Here is a 20,949-nt window from a genome sequence, read left to right as displayed (position 1 = left end):
GTTCTTTTTCTGAAATTACCTAAACTTAGGTGGGGAAAGGGTTTTGTCGAATGAAGTCTGCTCTCTAAAACCTGTCCAAGATATTGCACTCTTAACATCCCAACCACTAATGTCTTGGTTAAATGCAGTTGCATTATGGAGCATATGTTCAAAATTAGTCCCTTTCGATACATCCCAACCACTTACATCTTGGTTAAATGCAGTTGCATTATGGAGCATATGTTCAAAATTAGTCCCTTTCGATACATCCCAACCACTTATATCTTGGTTAAATGAACTTGAACCACCAAATGACCAGAACATAGAACTAAAGTTAGTGCCTTTCGAGACATCCCAACCACCTATGTCTTGGTTAAATGAACTTGAACCACTGAACATACCCGCAAATTTAGTCCCACTTGAAACATCCCAACCACCTATGTCTTGGTTAAATGCAGTTGCATTACCGAACATATCCGCAAAATTAGTGCCTTTCGATACATCCCAACCACCTATGTCTTGGTTAAATGCGGTTGCAGTACCGAACATATATTCAAAATTAGTGCCTTTCGATACATCCCAACCACCTATGTCTTGGTTAAATGCAGTTGTATTACTGAACATACCCGCAAAATTAGTGCCTTTCGATACATCCCAACCACCTATGTCTTGGTTAAATGCGGTTGCAGTACCGAACATATATTCAAAATTAGTGCCTTTCGATACATCCCAACCACTTACATCTTGGTTAAATGCGTTAGCGGAATTGAACATAAAGGAAAAGTTAGTGCCTTTCGAGACATCCCAACCACTTACATCTTGGTTAAATGCGTTAGCGGAATTGAACATAAAGGATAAGTTAGTGCCTTTCGAGACATCCCAACCACCTATGTCTTGGTTAAATGAACTTGAACCAAAGAACATACCCGCAAAATTAGTCCCACTTGAAACATCCCAACCACCTATGTCTTGGTTAAATGCAGTTGCATTACCGAACATATCCGCAAAATTAGTGCCTTTCGATACATCCCAACCACCTATGTCTTGGTTAAATGCGGTTGCAGTACCGAACATATATTTAAAATTAGTGCCTTTCGATACATCCCAACCACCTATGTCTTGGTTAAATGCAGTTGTATTACTGAACATACCCGCAAAATTAGTGCCTTTCGATACATCCCAACCACTTACATCTTGGTTAAATGCGTTAGCGGAATTGAACATAAAGGATAAGTTAGTGCCTTTCGAGACATCCCAACCACCTATGTCTTGGTTAAATGAACTTGAACCAAAGAACATACCCGCAAAATTAGTCCCACTTGAAACATCCCAACCACTGATGTCTTGGTTAAATGATTTTTTGTAAAAAAACAGCGAGCTAAAATCAGTGATACAACCAGTATTAACTTGAGTAACATCATCACCATTGGAGATCATGGTTTTTAAAGCATATCTTGTTATACACCCAAAAACACTCTTTGAATCAGTAACATCAATATTTTTATTTTCATTTTCAACGGTTTTTGTTGTAGTTCCATTGCTATAAACATCAAAAACATCTCTTGAACGTTTCTGTTTTTGTTTACATGAAGCCGTTTGATTAACCCTTGAACTTGTATCAACAGTTGAAGCGTCAGGTGAATATGTGCCACAATTGAAAATTGCACTTTCATTCACCCAATTAGACCAATTGCCGTAACTTGTTCCTGTTTTTGTTGGTTCTTTTATTTTATATTCTGAACCATTGCCATTCTGAACAATGACTACGTATTTAGCCATTGACACTCCACTCGCTAACATTGCAAGAGTTAACATTATTATTTTTTTCATATTAAATCCTTTTATTAAAATATTTTGTTGCTAATAATATGAAATCATAAAAATGAAAATAATCAATCTCTCATAAATTTAACTTTAATTAAATGACCGTATTAAACAAAAAAAAGAACTCGAAAGAGTTCTTTTTCTGAAATTACCTAAACTTATTCGGCTTTTGGTGTTCTGACAAACCTGAATCATTGGAGAATTTACGCCAATAAAAAGCATTTCCCACATCCCATCCACTAATGTCTTGATTAAATGAATCTGATCTATAAAAAATACCACCGAAATCAGTAATACATCCTGTATTCACCCTTGTAACATCATCACCATTAATAACCATAGATTCTAAATCAGATCTTGTAATACAAGGGATTGTCCCTATTGCACTTCTTGAATGATTTGTAGAGATCTCTTTTTCTTGATTTTGTGCATCCCTTTTTGTTGTTATTCCATTACTATAAACATCAAAAACATCTCTTGTACGTTTCTGTTTTTGTTTGCATGAAGCCGTTTGAGTGAAGCTTTTCCCTTGATTAACAGTTGAAGCGTCAGGTGAATATGTACCACAATGGAAGATTGCACCGTCATTTACCCAATTAGACCACTTACCATAGCTTACGCCTGTTTTAGTAGGTTTGTTTACATGTCTCCAATCCACCTCAATCCATTGAGTCAATGCAAAATGCACAGTTTTTTCCGATTTGACCAATAATTTATCTTCCAAAGAAAAACATGTGTCAGATAAAACAGTGATTCCTCTTTCATGTAGAGATTCTACAACTCCTAAGTATGAACTTTTTATGTTTTTTTCTAAGCAAACACCAACAATTTGAGCCGATTTATCATAAGGGCTTTGCATTGCATTATATTTATACAACCCTTCGGAATTTTTTGGGTAACATTAACTTCAAAGATTTCATGTCGTTTTCCCAATTACTATTCGATGGGTATATGTTTTTTGCTTTTTTATAAGTGTTTATAGCCAGTTCATAAGTTTGAAAATCAGTTATTATTTTTGATTTAGTGATCTTTTGATCATGTTTTTCATAATTCAAATAATCTACACCAACCCATAATGCCGATGAAAATAGTGAAATAGCCAATAATGCTATAATTAGATTGTACAAAGTTAACTTCCTTTATTTAAATTAATTCATAAATACATGAAACCATATGAAAGAAAAAGTTCAACTCCAATTAATAACTGTATTAAAAAGAACTCGAAAGAGTTCTTTTATTTTAATTACTCACAAACTGAATATTGTAATAATTTTTTTTTGCAACTGGTAAACAACCACCGCCAGAAGACAGTGGTTATTCACTAACTATATTTAACAAGTTCCACTACGTCTATCATAGGTTCGATTTTCGCATTGTTTGCTTTTACTATCCCAATAATAACTTCTATATCTATGATACCTACGTTCATGTCTACCTCCTCCTGCACAATATGTGGATATGTGTACGTCATCAATCGAATTACACAAAGCTTCTAAACCATCATTGTTATTAGATGAACTTAGTTCGTTCATAGCGTTTTTAATTTTAGCTAATTCGCTGTTTATGTTATCAAAATCGCCTATTGGCGCAGACATCTTATCTCTTGCACTTGTTTCGTCAAATCTACCTTTTTTCGATGTTACATTATTTGCCACAAGTCTGGTCGTCCCGATAGCATCAGCAGTGGCATTTTTTAAAGCAGTAAGACCGCCAACTTTCAAATTTCCTGAAACTGTTGCATTGCCGCCAATTCTTACCCAACCACTAAAATCTGCATTTAAAGATTTGATTAACGATGAAGCTTCCAGAGTTTTTGTGGATATAGTGTCAGCTTTTAATGATTTAATATTAGCAACAGCAAATGAAGCATCTTGTATTGTCGCTTTTCTTGCTTGAATGTTTTCTACTACTTGAACTATTTCACCATTTGATGTTGTTCCACAAGGGGATTTCCCTGATGCAATTACATCATTCCCAGACCTAATATACTTGTTACACTCTCTATCAAGTAAAATATTTTCAAATGTGCCTGATTCTGCTGCCACATCAACAACTGCTGGATGACCAGATTCTTTATATACGCCAACTCCACAATCATCTAATGCATTTCTACTCCACACCCCAGAACCATCACCCTTTGTGTTTTTCCACCTTACACATTTCATTGGGGCTTGCCCCTTTGTCTCTACAAACGTAAGGTGCTCTCCGATCATTGAATTTGAACCATCGGCACGAATATATTCATTCCCTCCATTTCTATCAATGGAAAACCTTATCGCACAATCACTTAAATTTTGTAAGCATTTAGAAGAAGCAATCTCTGATTTTGTGCCAATTGATACAAAATCAATGTAATGAGAACCTGTGATTTCTTGGTTTATACCATTTTCTGTTTTCAGCATTGCTTTCTTTATGTTCATAAAGTTATTTTTGAAATCTGCATTATTTGTATAGCTTATGTATAAGTTAAAACCTTGGATAAAACCAGAAGAGTCAACAGAAATATTGGCTTTCATTGATTCTCCATTATTATTTCTTGTTTCCCACTGTTTACATGCAATTATTTTTGTTTTTTGTTCTGAATTTATTGCAGGATTCCACGTTCCACCGCTACAGTTTTTTAAATGTTTTGATGTTAAGCTTTTATTTATCAAGTTATTAACTATTTCTGATTCATTTTTCCACGTTTTATTAGTCCATAAATCAGGATCATAACCATCGACTGCAATCCTATGATCGACAGCCCTTACTATTTCATAAGACTGGTCTATAAATCGTTGTGTTAATTCTTTTTCTGTGTTTTTTGCTTGAAACTTCATTATGCCACCAACGGCAATAGCACTAATTGACAAACCAATTAATGACTCTATTAATGTGAATCCATATTTTTTCATAAAAATCTCCTTTTTTTTATATTAAACCATTTATTTAAAATAATTCAAAAAACACAATGGAGCTTAACTCTAATTTAAAACTCAAAATTAAGTATAAAGTCCTCAAATTCTTCATCACTTAAAATCTTGTCATTTGTTTTTTCGTTTACTTTGTTGTTATTTATGCTGTTTAAAGCGTCCTTTGCTTCTTTTTGAGCAAAGCTGTGCTGTTCATTAGTTTTTTCATTTTTAGGCGTATTACGGATGCTATTAAGCAAGTTTTTAATTCCCACAACATGCTCAGAACCTAATTTTTGAATATTTTTAACCATTTCTTTAAATGTTGTTGTAGCCGTAGTTAGTTTGTAGAAAAATCTGTATGTTTTTCTACACCATCTAATTGATTCGGAATCAACAGTTTTACATGAGTTTAGGGCTTTTTTTAGTGCGTGTTTGAATGTTTGATGACGCATCTTCAAACATGTAATAGAAGTGGTATTAAACTTGTTTGCCTCGCCACAAAAATCGTTTAGGTATATGTAATTTTCTTCATTTGATGAAATAAAGATGTTTTTCAATTCTCTTGCAAAGATTGAAAAAGATTTAGTGTTTACAGAGGTGATTTCCACACGAAGTGAAGCATTGGCAAAATCATCGAAGTATACAGGGTTTACAGCCACTCTCAGTGCCTGTCTTTCCGTTGTATGGTCATATTCATATGATAGATCGAAATAAGGGTCATTCCACTCGCTAACAATGCTTGTGATTGATTTTTCGTTGGTAAATGGGTAGTCGCAACGCTTAGAGTCTCTTGTTGATAAAGATACAAAGAAAGTGTTTTTCTTATCTTTCATCATTTGAGTGCGTGATAATAGGTAGTTTCTAAACTTTAATTGCGATTCGTTTAGTGAAGGGTTGATAAAGCGTGATTTTACACTTTTGTCAGTTAGGTGTTTTCTATTGATGTTGAAAAATGTTTCTTTAAATTTGTTTTTATAAGTCATTTTGTTATATCCTTCCGTTTTTGTTATAATCATCAGACAGAAAAACAACTTTTTTCAAAATTAACTCTTGACAAATCCTAAATTAGATTTATATTGTAGTTAACTTTGGGGAAAGTTATAAGCGTTAAGAGAGGGGGCCTTCATTTTATGAAGGTTTTTTTTCTGCCTTAATAGAAGTTCTACCAGAACTATACTTTTAGTCAACCTCACACCCACTATTAAATTAAAAATAATTATCAATCCAAAGATAATAACCATCCACTAATTCACAACTCCTCATTAAAACAAAACACAAACAAAGCCTAAAACTGCCCATTTATCAAAAAGACACAAGTCGTGATCGTTTTTTTAACACAAGTCGTGATCGCTATATAATGTATATATCTATTTAAAAGATTTAATATATAGAGCAAAGTTGAGAACTTTACGAGTTCAATAAAAAGAGCGATTACTCACTTCGTTCAAACATTCTCTGGAAAGAGCGAAATTGTATGCCTTTGATTATGTTATGTCTTAAATTTAGTACAGCCAGATTGTCGTAACGTAGCTTGTCATAACTCAGGGAGTTATAAAATTGATAGCTCGAAAGAAGCAAATAAAGTCTAAAACTGACCATTTATCAAAAAGACACAAGTCGTGATCGTTTTTTTTAACACAAGTCGTGATCGCTATATAATATATATATCTATTTAAAAGATTTAATATATAGAGCAAAGTTGAGAACTTTACGAGTTCAATAAAAAGAGCGATTACTCACTTCGTTCAAACATTCTCTGGAAAGAGCAAAATCGTGTGTCTGTCCATTGAGTTACTTTATCCATTATGTACCACCATCAGAATGTTAAACTCTCTATTCTTAATTTTAAGTTGCTTACCTTTGACTGGAAGGATGTTGTATTGAGCGAAGATGATACTTTTACGGTTTATAAAAATACTCCAACACACTGGAGTAGAGTATATACCTTTCGTCTTGCAATGTAATTTTTCTCGGGGAATTTTTAGAATTATAACTATTTCCATTTTGTATGGAGTATAAAAAAGTTGTCAAAACTTACAACAATTTTTCAATCTAAATTTTTAGATTAATTTCAGTATACTCCATAGCAAGATCTTGGAGTATGAATCTAAATCCACTAATATTTTCATTATTGTTAAGTTGCTTGTTTAAAAAAATCTTTTTCTTATTTCGGTTAAATAATTTTAAGGTCATTTTTGACACCCATAAAAAACCACCAAACGCAAGATAATGGTATACCTTATTATCTTTGATTTAATTTTTTAAGTCTTTTGTATTTGATTTGTTCCCTTAAAATAAGGTTTTTTTGAAATGTGTTCATTTTTTACTTGCGCTTTTGTTTAAAAAATAATTTTAATTCTTGTTTATTTTTAATATTTATGGGTGTCAGTATTGACACCTTTTATATGTGTGGTATTTTATTTATATAGATTTAATAAAAGAGGGTTTTATATGAAACAAAAGAGATTTATAGACAAATATTCGGTTTTAGATGGCTTTGTTGATAGTTCTTTAACAAAAAAAGAACTTTATGTGTTCTTACAAATGGTTGATTATGTATTAAGATTTGGTTTTTTGTCTAAAAAAGATGAGGTTTTTGAGTTAAATGTTTTAGCATTTGTTAATAACTACAATATAATCAATAAAGAAAAATTAGATGTTTCAAACACTCGAAGAATTGTCAGAAGTCTTGTTAAAAACGGATTCTTAGAGAAGTTGGATACAAAAAGAAAAAATAAATGCAATATTTATTATTCGATGTATATACACGTTAATCTCGAGTTTGATTATGGTGAACTTGAAAAAGAACTTTTAAACAGTGTTGTTGTTGAGGGCGAATTTGCATTTATACCAAAAGAAAGTCTTATGAGGCTCTACTCAGGAACAAGGCTTTTTTATGGTGTTAAGAATGATTTACCACCTATTTTAAAGTTTAAAAAAGCTATTTTAGAGGATATTTGTTATAATGGGGATTTTTTCCATGATCGTTTGAAAGTTTATCAAGTTGAGAAATACTTTAATTTCGAGAGATTATAAGTTTAGAGGAAAGGCGGTGGTTGTTCACCAGCCTTTTACATTTAGGGGGGCAAAAATGACCTTAAAAATAAAACATTTTTCATAATTAAAATCATACAAAAGACTCAGCCCTTACAATTTTCAGAGACTGTCGCTTTGCGACTATTTTTTTTAATTAAGATCATTATTTCATTTAACAAATCGTTATTTTGATTATCCATAATAAATTTACTCATCAAAAGACTTATTTTCCTACCCAATTTGATCATCGATTCGTCTTTCTCATCAACATCACCCAACAAATCAATCAAATTGTTCAGCATCTTCCAGATAACTTCATCAACAGGTGCTAAGGCTTCACCATTTAGCCTTATAAGCGTTTCTTTTTCATTTGGTAACGTACACCCTCCAAAATTATAACGTTCGTCTAAAACAAGTGTATGGACATTCTTGTTTTGCATTTTAAATAAAATACAGGGCAATAGTCCTATTGAATAAATATATGCACTCTTAATTTTCTTATTCAGATAACCATTAAACATCGTTCTATTGGTAAACTTCTTTGTTGTATCAGATTCAATAATCACATCGTGATACAGTTCTTCATGTTGATAATCAGGCTTTATTATCAACAGTCTTTCTTCAATATCTCTTATTTGTTCATCATGTTTTCCAATGTCTACCGTTAATTGTTCCATCTTTGCCACTATCAAAGGCGCAGTAAAGTCTTGTTCAAGTAATACAGAGAGCTTTTTATTGGATTGTTCCTTTTTATGTTTCAGTAATTCCATTTGTTGATGTAAATCATTTGGTTGTTCAGGCTTTGGCATAAAACCGTTAGCCGTAGATAAATGAATTAACATGTGCTCTAACGGTGTATAACGGTAATGTTTGGAGTGTTTGCAGTCTCCCCCTCGCTTTGCATTACTACAAGTTAAATACAGCGTGGAAGCTTGTTTGCTTGATTTGTTGACGTATTCCATTGTTGAAACACAATGACCACAGCGCAAAAAACCTCTAAAAACATTCGAGAAAACTCCTTTCTTTACTTTTCCCGCACCGATTTTTCTTGATTTTAATGAAATTTGAGCACTAACAAATGTTTTTTCATCAATGATTTGTGGAAAATAATTTTTTATTGGCTCACCAACAGGTTCACGGTTGGCATGATGCCCTTTGTAAAGTTGATGCTCACCAAGCAATCTTCGATCAGACAAAAGTCGTTTAACCGTTGACCTAACCCAAAACTCTTTCTTGAGTGATGGTGGTGGGTACTTTTCAAGGTTTTCATTTAAATGGCGCAGTATTTGAGTTGCTCCCAGTCCGTTTATGCACATATCAAGCATATCTTTGATGATTTGCGCTCGGTCTTCTTTGATAAAAAATTCCGTTTTATCGTCAGACCTAACCAACCAATGAGGATAACAGCCACTCATTTTGATTTTATGAGCGTTTTTTCTTTGGTTTGACCAAGATTCTTTTAGTCTTTTTTGCTTTGTAAGGCTTTCTTCGTGCGCTCTCGACATAATGATAAGGCTTGTCATTATGTCTAAAAGTTGGTTTTCACTATCTCGCCCGTCATTGTTCGAATAGTGTTTCTTGTCTTGTAAGGTGTAAATATCAACGTATTCGAGAAGACTCAGGAATTGTCGCATAGCGACATTAATCGCTTGTCGAGAAAGCCGATCAAGGTTTTCGACTACAAGCAAGCTCCCTTTCTTGACCTTTCCCGTTTCACAATCATTGATAAATTGCTTTAAGTGCTCTTGGTCGCCTTTAAATCCACTTACACCAAGTTCTTTGTAAATGGATAGCTCAGTATCAAGATCATAGCCATGAGCATCACAGTAGGCTTGTGTAGCCGCCAGTTGGCGGCGATAGCTATCACCGCTTGCTTGTTGAGGTGAAGAGTAACGAATGTAAGAATATGCTTTTTTCATATCACAACCATAAAGACCCATTTGGTAGTGATATTAGCATATGTTTATCCACATGGCGCCACCGTGTGAATAGCTAGATGCGATGAATAGTCGAGATACAGAGAATAGTTGAAACGCAATACATCGTTGACACGCACTATGAGAAATCGCCTCACTCAGAACCGTTATTGTAAACTTAGTTTTCGATATCCAAACAAAAGCCAGCCACCAAGCTGGCTTTTTTATTGACTAAAATCCAACAGCCAATTGAAAGTGATACTCACTTGAACATTTTACAAGATGGCCAATGTTAACTTTTCCTTTATCCGTTCATTACTTAGCCACAAATGAAGGTAGTTAAATTTCTCACAGTTATGCATCCATTATCAAAATCTAACATTGCAAATTTCATTCATGAGAAATATCAATGCACTCATAAGAAAAGGTATATCGAGTAAAGTTCTGTTTGGGATGCATGTTTCATTTTATGTATTGCTAGTGATGGTATTATAATTAGGTTATTACACTACATCTTAATACTAATGTGAGAATAAAATAATGTGGAATAGATTAAACAAATCAATGATGTTCTGCCAAATGATGTTTGGACTTTCGTTCTATGGCGTCATGGTGATCTTGACTCGTTTCTTCCTTGAAGATCTTAACTACAATGAAGCCGACACAATGATGGTTGTTGGTGCTTTCTCTGCAATCGGACCGCTATTTGCTATTGCAGGTGGCTTCATCGCCGACAAATTTTTAGGCGCATACCGATCGTTGACCATTGCCTTTCTAGGGTTCGCAAGTGGTTATGCTCTACTGGTACTCGGTGCCGCGGCGACCAATGTTCCAATGGCATTATGTGGTATTGCTTTAGCGAGTTATGCGCGTGGTTTGATGTCCCCTTCTTACCCAAGTCTTTACAAACGCACGTTCAAAACTCAGGAAGATTTCGAAAACTGCTACCCTATCAACTACTCAGTCAACAATATTGGTGCGCTTTTAGGCCAGTACTTGTTCCCGATGCTAGTGCTTGTTGTTGGTTTCCACGGTGGCTTCCTTCTTTCAGCTGCTCTAGCAGGTGCCGCACTTCTGATGATGCTCTTTGTTCGCAAAGGCCTTGTTGAAGCAAGTGCTGAAATCGACCAAAAACCAGTAAGCACTAAACACTGGGCTGCGTTCCTTGGCCTTTCTGCTGCAATGATTGGTTTGGTATTCTTCATGTTTTCTAACATGGATATCGGCCAGAACATCGTGTACGCAATTGGTGGTGCAGCGATCATCTACTTTGTCTCTTTGATGATGAAATCGAAGAAGTCAGACATGCTGAAGATGGGCACGATCTTAATCATCACATTCCTGACGACATGTTTCTTCGTATACTACGGTCAAATGATGACATCGATGACAATGGTTGCAATCAACACAATGCGTGGCGATCTATTCGGTTTCATCCCAGTAGCCCCTGAAGCGTCGATGGCAATGAACCCACTTTGGTGTATGGTTGCAGGCCCTATCATTACGGGCATCTTCTCTAAACTAGAAAAGAAAAACATTCATTTCTCTACCGCAACCAAAGTAGGTTTCTCTTTCATTCTGACGGCGATCGCTTTCGGTATCTTAACGATGGCAGTAACAACCGTTGGTGAAGATATTCTGATTCGCCCTGAAGTGTTCTTAGCAATCCACTTCTTCCTAGCATTTGGTGAGGTTATTGTTGGTTCTATGGTTGTAGCATTCATTCTGTCTGTTGCACCTAAGCACATCGAGAACTTCTCAGTAAGCTTATTCTCTGTCGCAATCGCACTATCAGGCATTGTTGGTGCTGTATTCTCAACGTCTATTGCACTTGAGAAAGGCCAAGAGATCACACAAGAAATCGTTCAAACGGTTTACGGTGATTACTTCCAACTATTAACTATCCTAGCGGTTGTAATGGTGGGTATCGCAATGGCTGCATCGTTCATTATTCGTAAGATGCTAGAAGCAGCGAAAGCCGCTGAAGAAACTATCGAACTAGAGCAAGCAAACAGCTAATTCTGCTCACGTTAAACAGTTCCAATACACCAAGCCCTTTAGTTTTCTAAAGGGCTTTTTTTGTCGATATTTTTGTTTCTATTGATATCGGGTTCAAGTTACGTTGCGCTTGTGTAAATAAAAGTAAATGATAATTATTAGTATTGAGTGTTTTCTTGTTCAGGATTATGATGTGGAAATCAAAATCTAAGAGAGCCTTATATGAGCAAGCCTAGCCCTATCACATTAACCGTTACTCAAACCTCAACCATTACACCGAATATGCAGCGTATAACGCTTAGCGGTGAAGGATTAAGTAAGTACCCAACCGAATGTGCCGGCGGCTACATCAAGCTTTTGTTCTCGCCACTCGGCACCACAGATTTAAGTCAACTGAACGAAGGTGAGCGCCCAACCATGCGCACTTACACCATTCGTCAGTACAACCCTGTCGAAAAGTCGATTGAGGTTGATTTCGTACGCCACATCACCACAGATCTGCAATGTGGCTTTGCTGCAAGATGGGCAATGAACGCAGAAGTAGGTGACACGGTTTCAGTGGCAGGCCCTGGATTAATTCAAGGGCTGAATCTAGAATCGGATTGGTTCTTCTTGGTGGCAGATATGACTTCGCTACCTGCGCTCTCTGCAAAAGTAAAAACGCTTCCGGAACACGCAGCAGGCCACGCTGTCATTCAGATCAATTCAGCAGCAGACAAGCAAACACTTGAAGTACCTCAAGGTATAAAAGTCACTTGGTTAATTGAAGATGCAACTAAAGAAACACTTTCACAAACAGTTCGCAACACAGAATGGTTAGAGGGGCAGGTTTCGATTTGGACGGCGTGTGAATTTGAAAGCATGCGCGAACTAAGACAGTACTTCCGCAACGAAAAAGAAGTCGCGAAAGAGAACATCTACATCAGTAGTTATTGGAAACGTGGCGTCACTGAAGATGGCCACAAAGTGTTGAAGCAACAAGATGCTCAAGCTTTAGCAGGTTAAGTCTGTTACGACATACATCTTTTTGCTAGATAAATAGAAAACGCCCTTAGCGAAGTTCATATCGTTAAGGGCGTCTTAGTTTGAATCCGATGAAGATCAAAGCCGAAGTGTAAGATTAGATACTCTCACCTACTTCAATCTCATAACCAAGATCCAGCTTTGCCACCCATTCATTGTTACCTTGCAAACGCGCTACAACTTGCTCTGCAGCGACTTTACCGATCTGCTCCCTAGGTGTTACTACAGTCGCTAAACGCGGCGTCATCGCCACGGTGATGTCGTGTCCGTGGAAACCTGCAATCGCCATCTGCTCTGGTACCTGAATACCACGTCGTACACACTCGTAAAAAGCACCAATGGCCAAATCATCGTTAGTACAGAAAATGCCATTCACTTCAGGGTGTTTCTCAAGTAACTCACCAATCAGTTTTGCACCAAGAGTAAACGAGGAAGCGTCTTCCGTTTGCAGCGTTACTGGCGTTTTGTCGGCTTCTTGCATCGCATGTTCATAACCGGCCATTTTTAAGCGCGTACGTTCATCCATACGAGCCGCTAAGTAAGCAACATTGGTTCGCCCCCGGTCGAGCATGGTTTTGGTCATTGCTCTTGCCGCTTCGAAGTTATCAAAGCCAACCGCTTGTTCAATACGGGGAGACACCGAATCCATAATTTCAATCACTGGGATAGAAACAGTCTGCAGCATTTTACGCGCTCTATCAGTGTGAACGTTTTCTGAAAGGATAATCGCGTCAACGTTGTAAGAAAGCAGCGAAGCGATGCTCTGCTCTTCCAGTTCTGCGCTATAGCCATAGTGAGCAATCATGGTTTGGTAACCCGCAGGCGCGGTGACTTGCTCAATACCACGAATAACTTCAGCAAAAACTTGGTTAGTTAACGAGGGGACCAAAACACCAATCGCATTGCTTTTTGCGTTGGAAAGAATGTCTGGTGCGCGGTTAGGGATATAACCTAGCTCGTCTACTGCAGCGCTGATCTTATCTCGCAGTGCTTCTGATACTTGAGAAGAGTCTCTCAGGCAGCGACTGACGGTCATTTTTGTGACACCAACTAAGTTGGCAACATCTTGTAATGTTGGACGTTTTTTCTTATTCGACATAATTAGTAATTATTATTTTTGAGTTATGTTACTGGTAACAGTGTATCCGACTGACGTGGAATTTGAAGCCTAATTTAGTAAAATGTTGATACAGCATCATAATTAAAAACGCCCTCTTGTTGAGGGCGTTATTGATTGTTTAAGCGTTTACTTTTACTTCAGTTCTTGGGGACTGACTCCAAGTAACATGGAATTTTTCGGCTTCCTCTCTATCGACTCGCGAATAGGTATGAGAACCAAAATAGTCACGTTGCGCTTGCAATAGATTCGCTGGTAACACTTCACAGCGCAGAGAATCAAAGTAACTTAATGCAGAACTAATTCCCGGCATCGACACACCATACAAAGCTGAGTTAGCAACGGCGATACGCCAAACAAGCTCACGCTCTTCCACTTGTTTGATGAAAACCTCGTCAAACAACAGGTTCGCCAGCTCACCATTTTGTTGATAAGCCGATGTGATACCTTGTAAGAATGCTGCACGAATAATACAACCTGCTCGCCAGATCTTAGCTATTTGAGTGAAATCGAGATTCCAACCCTCTTTGTCTGACGCTGTCTTTAATAAATCAAAGCCTTGTGCATAAACAGACAACTTGGCGCAATATAGAGCATCATGAAGCTCAGAAATAACTTCTGTTTTATCCAACTGACTCGCATCGGCAACATTGCCTTTAAGAAGCTTACTGCCATGAACGCGTTGTGATTTCTGACCGCTCATCGCACGTGCATAAACCGCTTGAGCAATGGTTGGGGTTGGACACCCTTCTTGAAGGCTGTTAACTGCTGTCCACAATCCCGTGCCTTTCTGCCCTGCTTTATCAAGCACAACATCAACGAATGGCTTACCCGTCGCCACATCTTCTTGTTGAAGAATATCAGCGCTGATTTCCATCAGGTAACTATTAAGTACACCGTTGTTCCACTGTTCGAAAACTTGGCCAATCTCTTGAGCTGGCATTTCAAGTACATCACGCATGAACTGATACACTTCGCAGATAAGCTGCATGTCGGCGTATTCAATGCCATTGTGAACCATCTTAACGTAATGCCCAGAGCCTGAAGGACCAACATACGCCGCGCACGCTTCACCCGCTTCAAACTGAGCAACCGGTAGCCCATTAGCATCCACTTTTGCAGCAATCGCTTCCCACATCGGTTTCACATATTGCCAAGCCGATTGGTCGCCACTCGCCATCAGCGCAGGGCCAACACGAGCGCCTTCTTCACCACCAGAAACGGCGGTGCTAAAGAAGCGCAGTTTGCCTTTGTAGCTCACTTCGCGTGCCTCGGTATCTGTCCATAAGCTGTTACCTGTATCGATAACAATGTCGTCATTTTCTAAGCCAGCATCAAGCAAGCTATTGACGACGATATCGACAGGTTTTCCAGCAGGAACCGACAAAGCGATTACACGCGGCTTCGCTAGCCCTTGCAGTACATGCTCAAGGCTAGTCCCTTGTGTGAACTGACCTTTACCAGTAAACAATTCATTAAGCAGCTTTGCTTCTGAACTAGCGCGCTCAATGTTGTCTGTATTCAAATCAAAGCCAGTAACGTTAAAGCCGTTATCCAGTAAGTTGAGTGCAAGGCTTTTGCCCATAACGCCTAAACCAATCATCGCGATGTCGTTTTTTAACTGAGTCATGGTTTAGCCTATCTGCTTAATTTGTTTGAGTGCACTTTCTACTACCTGTTCGACATCTTGTGAGATATCAACAAACAACGCATCGGCTTCATTCGGTTCAACCAAGGTTGCGAACTGGCTTTTCAACATTTCTTGACCATTGAAGTAATGGTTCTCGCGCGCTTTGTGGCGGTTCCAAATGGTGTCGAAGCTACCTTGTAGGTACACGATAACTAAACCTTCATTGTTCTTCCGTAGAATGTCGCGATATTGAGGTTTCAATGCAGAACATGCAATCACAGCACTTGGCTGCTCAATGTATTGCTTGTTGAGTGTTTCTAGCCATCCTTGACGATCTTCGTCAGTCAGCGGAATACCTTGACGCATTTTTTCTACATTGCTTTGCGGATGGAAGTCATCGCCATCAAAGAATTGAAGATCTAAAGCCTGTGCGATACGGCTACCAATTAGGCTTTTTCCGCATCCAGATACGCCCATCACGAGTATTTTTTTGCTTTTCATAAGGCAAGCCTTCCCTAAGCCCCAACCAAAACAGGGGCTGACAATCGAATCTAATAGTTAAACTTGTGTTGCTGATGATCGGTTCCTGAACATTAGATTCGCTCAGGAACCTTTGCTGTTATTGCCACCAAAGCGCGAGCTGAGGGAAGATAATAACCAGTGCCAGCACCAATACTTGAAGTGCAATGAACGGCAGTAGTGAAGAGAAAATCTCACCTAAGCTGATGTCTTTTGGTGCTACCGATTTCAGGTAGAAAGCCGCTGGACCAAATGGTGGTGACAAGAACGACACCTGCATGTTTAGACAGAACACAACACCGAACCAAACTGGGTCGAACCCAAGGCCAGTGATGATCGGAACGAAGATTGGCATTGTTAGAAGTGCCACACCTACCCAGTCAAGGAACATGCCTAGAACCAGTAAGATAGCCATCATGATTAATAGCGTTACTGTCGCGTTACCGCCACTGAGCGCAAGGATGGTTTCTTCAACAAAATCAATGCCGCCCATCAGGTTGTAGATACCAACCAATGCGCTTGCACCGATACCAATCCACATGATCATGCCGCAGGTACGCATGGTTGCGATGGCACTCTCTTTCAACATGCTGAAGTTCAGTTCACCACGGATTAGCGCACTGATCATGATACCAACCACACCCAATGCAGACGCTTCTGTTACTGAAGCGATACCCGTGTAGATACTGCCTAGAACTGTTGCTACAGAAAGCAGTGGGAAGAACAGAGCCTTGAAGTAGCTTGGCTGATTTGCGATATCTTCTTCTGTCTCATCATCACTCGGAAGAGGAGCCAGAGAAGGATTCAGCTTACAGCGAATCAATACGTAACCGATATAACAGCCCGCAAGGATAAACGCTGGCAAGAAAGAAGCTTTGAACAGGTCGCCAATCGATACGCTAGCTGTCATACCGTAGATGATCAGTACGATACTTGGCGGAAGCATGGTACCAAGTGCGCCACCTGCACAGGTTGTACCAATAGCAAGCTTACGGTCATAACCTAAACGAAGCATTTGTGGCAGTGCGAGAATACCCAGTAATACCGTTTCACCCCCGATAACACCGGACATGGAAGCCAATAGAACCGCGACTAATAAGGTTTGTACTGCCACACCACCACGAACTTTACGGCCGACAGATTTCATTGCATCAAACAAATCGCGAGCAATGCCCGAACGGTCTAATAAAGCCGCCATCAAAACGAACATCGGTACTGCTAAGAACACATAACCAGAAGCAAAACTGTAGGTACGGCTTGCGATCAAAGGTAAGGCATCAGGGCCAAACCAGCATAGAGTGAAGAAAATCGCGACAAAGCCTGTTACGAACGCTAGCTGCATACCGGTCAGTAGCAAGCCAATCATCATAACCAGCATGAGCAAACTGCCCCATGCGATACCAATAGAAGATAAATCAAACATCGTCATTCTTCCTTAGACCCATCAACTCTTGGATTAGGTGCAATACAAACTGGACAACAAGAACACACAAAACGACAAAGATCAGGCCTTTCAGCAGCGCAGGATAAGGCGCGTTTAACACTGAACCTGATGTTTCAAGGCGGAATTCACCCCATGGTGCAAACCATGCTTCCTCTGCGGTGAAGTAAGCCGCATAAGCGAGCATGCCAGCAAAGGCCAAACCAACAATGTGGTGAACAAGATTAAGATATTTGCGTGCTTGGTTAGACACTGAATCGTAGATAAGAACCACACGCACGTGCTTATTCGCAGCAAACGCGTAGATACCACCAATAATGAATAAAGAACCACCGATGAAAGAAGCTGTTTCATGTACCCATGTGGTCGGGGCATCGAATGCGTAACGCATCACAACTTCATAAAATGAAATCAATACAGTAAAGATAAAAAACCAGCTCACGAGATTACTGAACTTTATAACAAAACGATCAAGCGCATTTCTTGGTTGCTCGTCGTTTTCAGCTGGGGCATGGGGAGTTTTGTCTGTCATGGGCCAAATATCCTGGGAGAATACGGGAGAGCAATGCCCTCCCCCGTCAGTAAACTAAGTTTAAATTACAGTAAGCCGTTTTCTTCTAGGAACACAGTCACTGAGGTGTAAACTTTTCCTGCGTTATCAGAACGCTCTGCAAATACTTTCCATTGGCCTTTCGCGATTTCACGGAACTTCTTACGCTCTTCTTGAGACCAATCGTGGATAGTGATTTCTGGGTTCGCTTGAGCTTCTTTAAGTGCCGCTTGGTCAGCCATTTTCAGCTGAGTCGTCATGTCGTAAGAGAAGTCACGCACTGATGTTTGCAGCATTGTTTGTAGATCAGCTGGCATCTTGTCCCATTTCTTCTGAGAAATAGAGATATCGATAAGCGGTAGTGAATGGAAACCCGGTTGAACTGGGTGTGTTGCAATGTCGTTCATGCCCGCTTTTTGGTTGGTAGAGAATACCGTGTAGTCCGCTGCATCAATTACGCCTTTGCTTAGGCCAGTAAATACTTCAGAACCTGGCAGGTTTACTGGAGTCGCACCCGCGGCTGCAAATACTTGTTGTACTAGGCCTTCAGGCGCACGCAGTTTAAGACCTTTAAGATCCGCTACACCGTCGATTGGCTTTTTAGAAATGAATGATTCAACGCCGGTTGTTGAAGCACCAACGAACTGAACACCGTAAGGCTTGTACAGTTCAGTCATTAGCTCATTACCACCACCGTAGTTCATGTACTGAAGCAGCTGTGTTGTGTCTGACCATGCACCAACCATGTTACCGATAAGACCAAAAGCTGGATCTTTACCAGAGAAGTAACCTGTTGCTGTGATGTGACCATCTAGGATGCCCATCTTGATCGCGCCAAGCGTTTCTGTGTGCTTAACCACAGCGCCAACAGGAAGTAGATCGATATCAATACGTCCGTTAGACATCGTCTCTACTCGCTCAGCCCACTTCTGCTGAACCTTGAAGTTCAAATCGCCAGACGGATCTGAAGATTGAATCTTAAGTTTAAAGTCTGCAGCCATTGCTGAAGTAGCAAATAGACCAGTGAGGGAAGCGGCAATCAGCGTTTTAGTCAGAGCTTTCATTTGGGTATCCTTATGAGTTTCACAGAGTCCGGCTTGTTATTATATGTTACCGGTAACGTTGAGGTGAATGTTACCGGTAACTTTACAGCCTTGTCTATGAGAAGGATCACATCTTTAACATTAGTAAAACGTTTGCTATCAATAAGGGCAATGTGACTGAAAAGTCACATTGTAAGTAGGAAAGGAAATTAAAAAACCTTTTAAGTCAGTGAGATAACTAAGCCTGCAATAATAAAAGAGACACCTACACCGCGAGTGGCGTGCCACTTTTCCTTTAAAAAGTAGATCCCCATCACTACGCCGAAGATGATGCTTACTTGCCTTAGAGCGACAACCAAGCTGACATTTTCAGTCATGGTCATCGCAAACAGCACCAAGCCATAAGTCGAAGCCATCATGATGCCAGCAAGTGTTGCTCTTTTACGCAATAACCAAGCATTATGAAATTCGATTTTTTGATTCGACACGAGCAACCACAGGCTCAGTGGAATCACAATCGCCCAAAACTGAATGCCTAGATAGAAAATCGCGGTGTGCTTGTTAGTTATAACTGGTGTGCTCAAAGGATCGAGTAACAAAAGCGCTTCTTTATCAATGATGGAATAGCCCGTGGTACCAATGGCCGCGATCAACGCCCACAGTACGCCAAAGTTGAGATACGCTTTTAACCTAAGATCTGAAAACTTCTTAAGTGGTACAAACAAACAACCCAAGGTAATCAAAGTGAACCCAATCCATTGATTCGCCGACAATTCATAGCCTATCAACACCGTGCCTAAACCCACCATCAACACAGGCAGTGCCCGTGCCATTGGGTAAATCACACCGATATCAGCTTGTTTATAGGCCGCGCCTAACCCAATCAAATAGATGATTTGACAGATCCCACTCAAGAAAACCAGTTGCCAGAATGGAAGTAAGATATTTGACAGTCCAACACTGTGAACATACCAGATCAAGTAAGGCGTCAATATCGCTGCGGCGGCAAAGCCAGAGGCTAAGAAGAAAGACGAGCCCGAGCCTTGATTAGATTTACCTAGAACGTTCCAACCCGCGTGAAGCAAAGCCGAAATGATCACGATTACAATCGCAGAGAATTCCATTTCATTCCTAAATTATTGATGAATTAGCACAACGGCTGACAACAGGTGATAAAAAAGGCCTCCGAATAAGAGACCTTTGAGCGTTTCAATTGGGCAATCCTGCATAATTGCAGATATGCCAACGTTATAACGTATGACTAGCGCTCTAGCTGTGCGATCGACTCGATGCTGATCGCGTCATGACGCCAATATTCAATATCGCAATCAATCAAATCACCGTCTTGATTGTAATTAACACGCTCAACCACCATAGCCGGAGAGCCAGAAGTCGCGCGCAGGGCTTGCGCTGTTTCGCCAAGCAAAGACGTTGTGCTCACTCGGTAACGGATCTTCTGATACACCACACCAAAGTGCTCGCGGTAGATGTCCGTCAACGATTTCGACAAGTCATAATCAAGCAAGTTAGGGAACAGCTCAGGTCGAATGTAGTTGGTCACATACACAACGGGCCTGTCTTCAAGGTAACGAACTCTGTCTACTCGATAAACATCCGAAAAAGGTTGCAGCTCAAGAAGCCTAGTTGCTTCCTTGGTTGCTAACATGCCTTTCGCCGCCACCAACTCTGTTTTTGGCTTACGATTCTGCGACAAAGCCATATTCGTGAAGTTCAGCGTTTGTGTTGGATCGTAGCGCAGTGGCGCTGGAGAGATAAACCAACCACGTCGGTCTTCTCGATAAATTCGTCCTTCCGCTTCAAGTGAAGACAAGGCTTCACGTAACGTAACTCGTGTTGTATCAAACGATTCAGCCAGTTTTCGCTCCGCAGGCAGCTTCTGTCGTGGTGTTAACATCCCCGACTCTATCTGCTCTACGACGACATCTTTGATTTTTACGTACTGCACTTCATTTCCTTCT

General features: G+C 39.5%; 16 protein-coding genes. 3 read left to right on the top strand and 13 right to left on the bottom strand.

All coding sequences use genetic code 11. From position 1 onward, the window contains the following. Window positions 1-15 precede the first annotated feature (15 nt). The 4 genes from OCU90_RS18085 to OCU90_RS18070 all read right to left on the bottom strand — a co-directional run bounded on the left by OCU90_RS18085 (window position 16) and on the right by OCU90_RS18070 (window position 5,680). Window positions 16-1,809 carry a BspA family leucine-rich repeat surface protein gene (locus OCU90_RS18085; RefSeq protein WP_081089981.1) on the bottom strand — a complete coding sequence of 598 codons (1,794 nt, stop codon included), beginning with the start codon at window positions 1,807-1,809 and terminating at the stop codon, window positions 16-18. 142 nt (window positions 1,810-1,951) lie between these two features. Next, window positions 1,952-2,662, bottom strand: coding sequence for a BspA family leucine-rich repeat surface protein (locus OCU90_RS18080; protein ID WP_061023309.1), 711 nt, complete (start codon window positions 2,660-2,662; stop codon window positions 1,952-1,954). A 472-nt stretch (window positions 2,663-3,134) separates the two neighbouring features. Further along, window positions 3,135-4,697, bottom strand: a complete 1,563-nt coding sequence (locus tag OCU90_RS18075) for a type IV pilus modification PilV family protein (protein ID WP_061023304.1) — start codon at window positions 4,695-4,697, stop codon at window positions 3,135-3,137. 74 nt (window positions 4,698-4,771) lie between these two features. Further along, entirely contained in the window at window positions 4,772-5,680 is a 909-nt protein-coding gene (locus tag OCU90_RS18070; RefSeq protein WP_061023302.1) for a hypothetical protein, read from the bottom strand. A gap of 1,468 nt (window positions 5,681-7,148) precedes the next feature. On the opposite strand from OCU90_RS18070, the gene OCU90_RS18065 reads away from it, so the two are divergent. Continuing rightward, a complete protein-coding gene (locus OCU90_RS18065) occupies window positions 7,149-7,733 on the top strand; it encodes a hypothetical protein (protein ID WP_061023300.1) in 585 nt (194 codons plus the stop codon). A 104-nt stretch (window positions 7,734-7,837) separates the two neighbouring features. Here OCU90_RS18065 and OCU90_RS18060 read toward each other — a convergent pair whose 3' ends face one another. Then, complete coding sequence (locus tag OCU90_RS18060) at window positions 7,838-9,652, bottom strand: recombinase family protein (RefSeq protein WP_061023298.1); 1,815 nt, start codon at window positions 9,650-9,652, stop codon at window positions 7,838-7,840. Window positions 9,653-10,189: 537 nt separating this feature from the next. Here OCU90_RS18060 and OCU90_RS18055 point away from each other — a divergent pair. Both OCU90_RS18055 and OCU90_RS18050 read left to right on the top strand, forming a co-directional pair. Next, window positions 10,190-11,668 carry a peptide MFS transporter gene (locus tag OCU90_RS18055; RefSeq protein ID WP_017094988.1) on the top strand — a complete coding sequence of 493 codons (1,479 nt, stop codon included), beginning with the start codon at window positions 10,190-10,192 and terminating at the stop codon, window positions 11,666-11,668. A gap of 201 nt (window positions 11,669-11,869) precedes the next feature. Then, complete coding sequence (locus tag OCU90_RS18050) at window positions 11,870-12,652, top strand: siderophore-interacting protein (protein ID WP_061023296.1); 783 nt, start codon at window positions 11,870-11,872, stop codon at window positions 12,650-12,652. A gap of 115 nt (window positions 12,653-12,767) precedes the next feature. Here the strand turns inward: OCU90_RS18050 and gntR are convergent, their stop codons facing one another. The 8 genes from gntR to phnR form a co-directional block, all read right to left on the bottom strand. Further along, on the bottom strand, window positions 12,768-13,769 hold the full coding sequence (gene gntR / locus OCU90_RS18045; RefSeq protein WP_081089980.1) for a gluconate operon transcriptional repressor GntR: 1,002 nt from the start codon (window positions 13,767-13,769) through the stop codon (window positions 12,768-12,770). A 139-nt stretch (window positions 13,770-13,908) separates the two neighbouring features. After that, window positions 13,909-15,417, bottom strand: a complete 1,509-nt coding sequence (gndA, locus tag OCU90_RS18040) for an NADP-dependent phosphogluconate dehydrogenase (protein WP_061023291.1) — start codon at window positions 15,415-15,417, stop codon at window positions 13,909-13,911. Window positions 15,418-15,420: 3 nt separating this feature from the next. Further along, window positions 15,421-15,918 carry a gluconokinase gene (locus OCU90_RS18035; RefSeq protein WP_061023288.1) on the bottom strand — a complete coding sequence of 166 codons (498 nt, stop codon included), beginning with the start codon at window positions 15,916-15,918 and terminating at the stop codon, window positions 15,421-15,423. Between the two features lie 118 nt (window positions 15,919-16,036). Continuing rightward, complete coding sequence (locus OCU90_RS18030; protein ID WP_017059512.1) at window positions 16,037-17,359, bottom strand: TRAP transporter large permease; 1,323 nt, start codon at window positions 17,357-17,359, stop codon at window positions 16,037-16,039. Further along, window positions 17,352-17,909 carry a TRAP transporter small permease subunit gene (locus OCU90_RS18025; protein ID WP_017079674.1) on the bottom strand — a complete coding sequence of 186 codons (558 nt, stop codon included), beginning with the start codon at window positions 17,907-17,909 and terminating at the stop codon, window positions 17,352-17,354. The genes OCU90_RS18030 and OCU90_RS18025 overlap by 8 nt, the downstream gene beginning before the upstream one ends. A 65-nt stretch (window positions 17,910-17,974) precedes the next feature. Beyond that, window positions 17,975-18,991, bottom strand: a complete 1,017-nt coding sequence (locus OCU90_RS18020; protein ID WP_009845626.1) for a TRAP transporter substrate-binding protein — start codon at window positions 18,989-18,991, stop codon at window positions 17,975-17,977. Window positions 18,992-19,191: 200 nt separating this feature from the next. Further along, window positions 19,192-20,094: an EamA family transporter gene (locus OCU90_RS18015; RefSeq protein ID WP_061023286.1), complete on the bottom strand. Its 903-nt coding sequence runs from the start codon at window positions 20,092-20,094 to the stop codon at window positions 19,192-19,194. A gap of 137 nt (window positions 20,095-20,231) precedes the next feature. Then, window positions 20,232-20,936 carry a phosphonate utilization transcriptional regulator PhnR gene (gene phnR / locus OCU90_RS18010; RefSeq protein ID WP_061023284.1) on the bottom strand — a complete coding sequence of 235 codons (705 nt, stop codon included), beginning with the start codon at window positions 20,934-20,936 and terminating at the stop codon, window positions 20,232-20,234. Window positions 20,937-20,949: the final 13 nt, after the last annotated feature.

It is taken from the genome of Vibrio splendidus (genome assembly GCF_024347615.1).
GTDB lineage: Bacteria > Pseudomonadota > Gammaproteobacteria > Enterobacterales > Vibrionaceae > Vibrio > Vibrio splendidus.
This window is presented reverse-complemented; position numbering and strand designations above follow the sequence as displayed.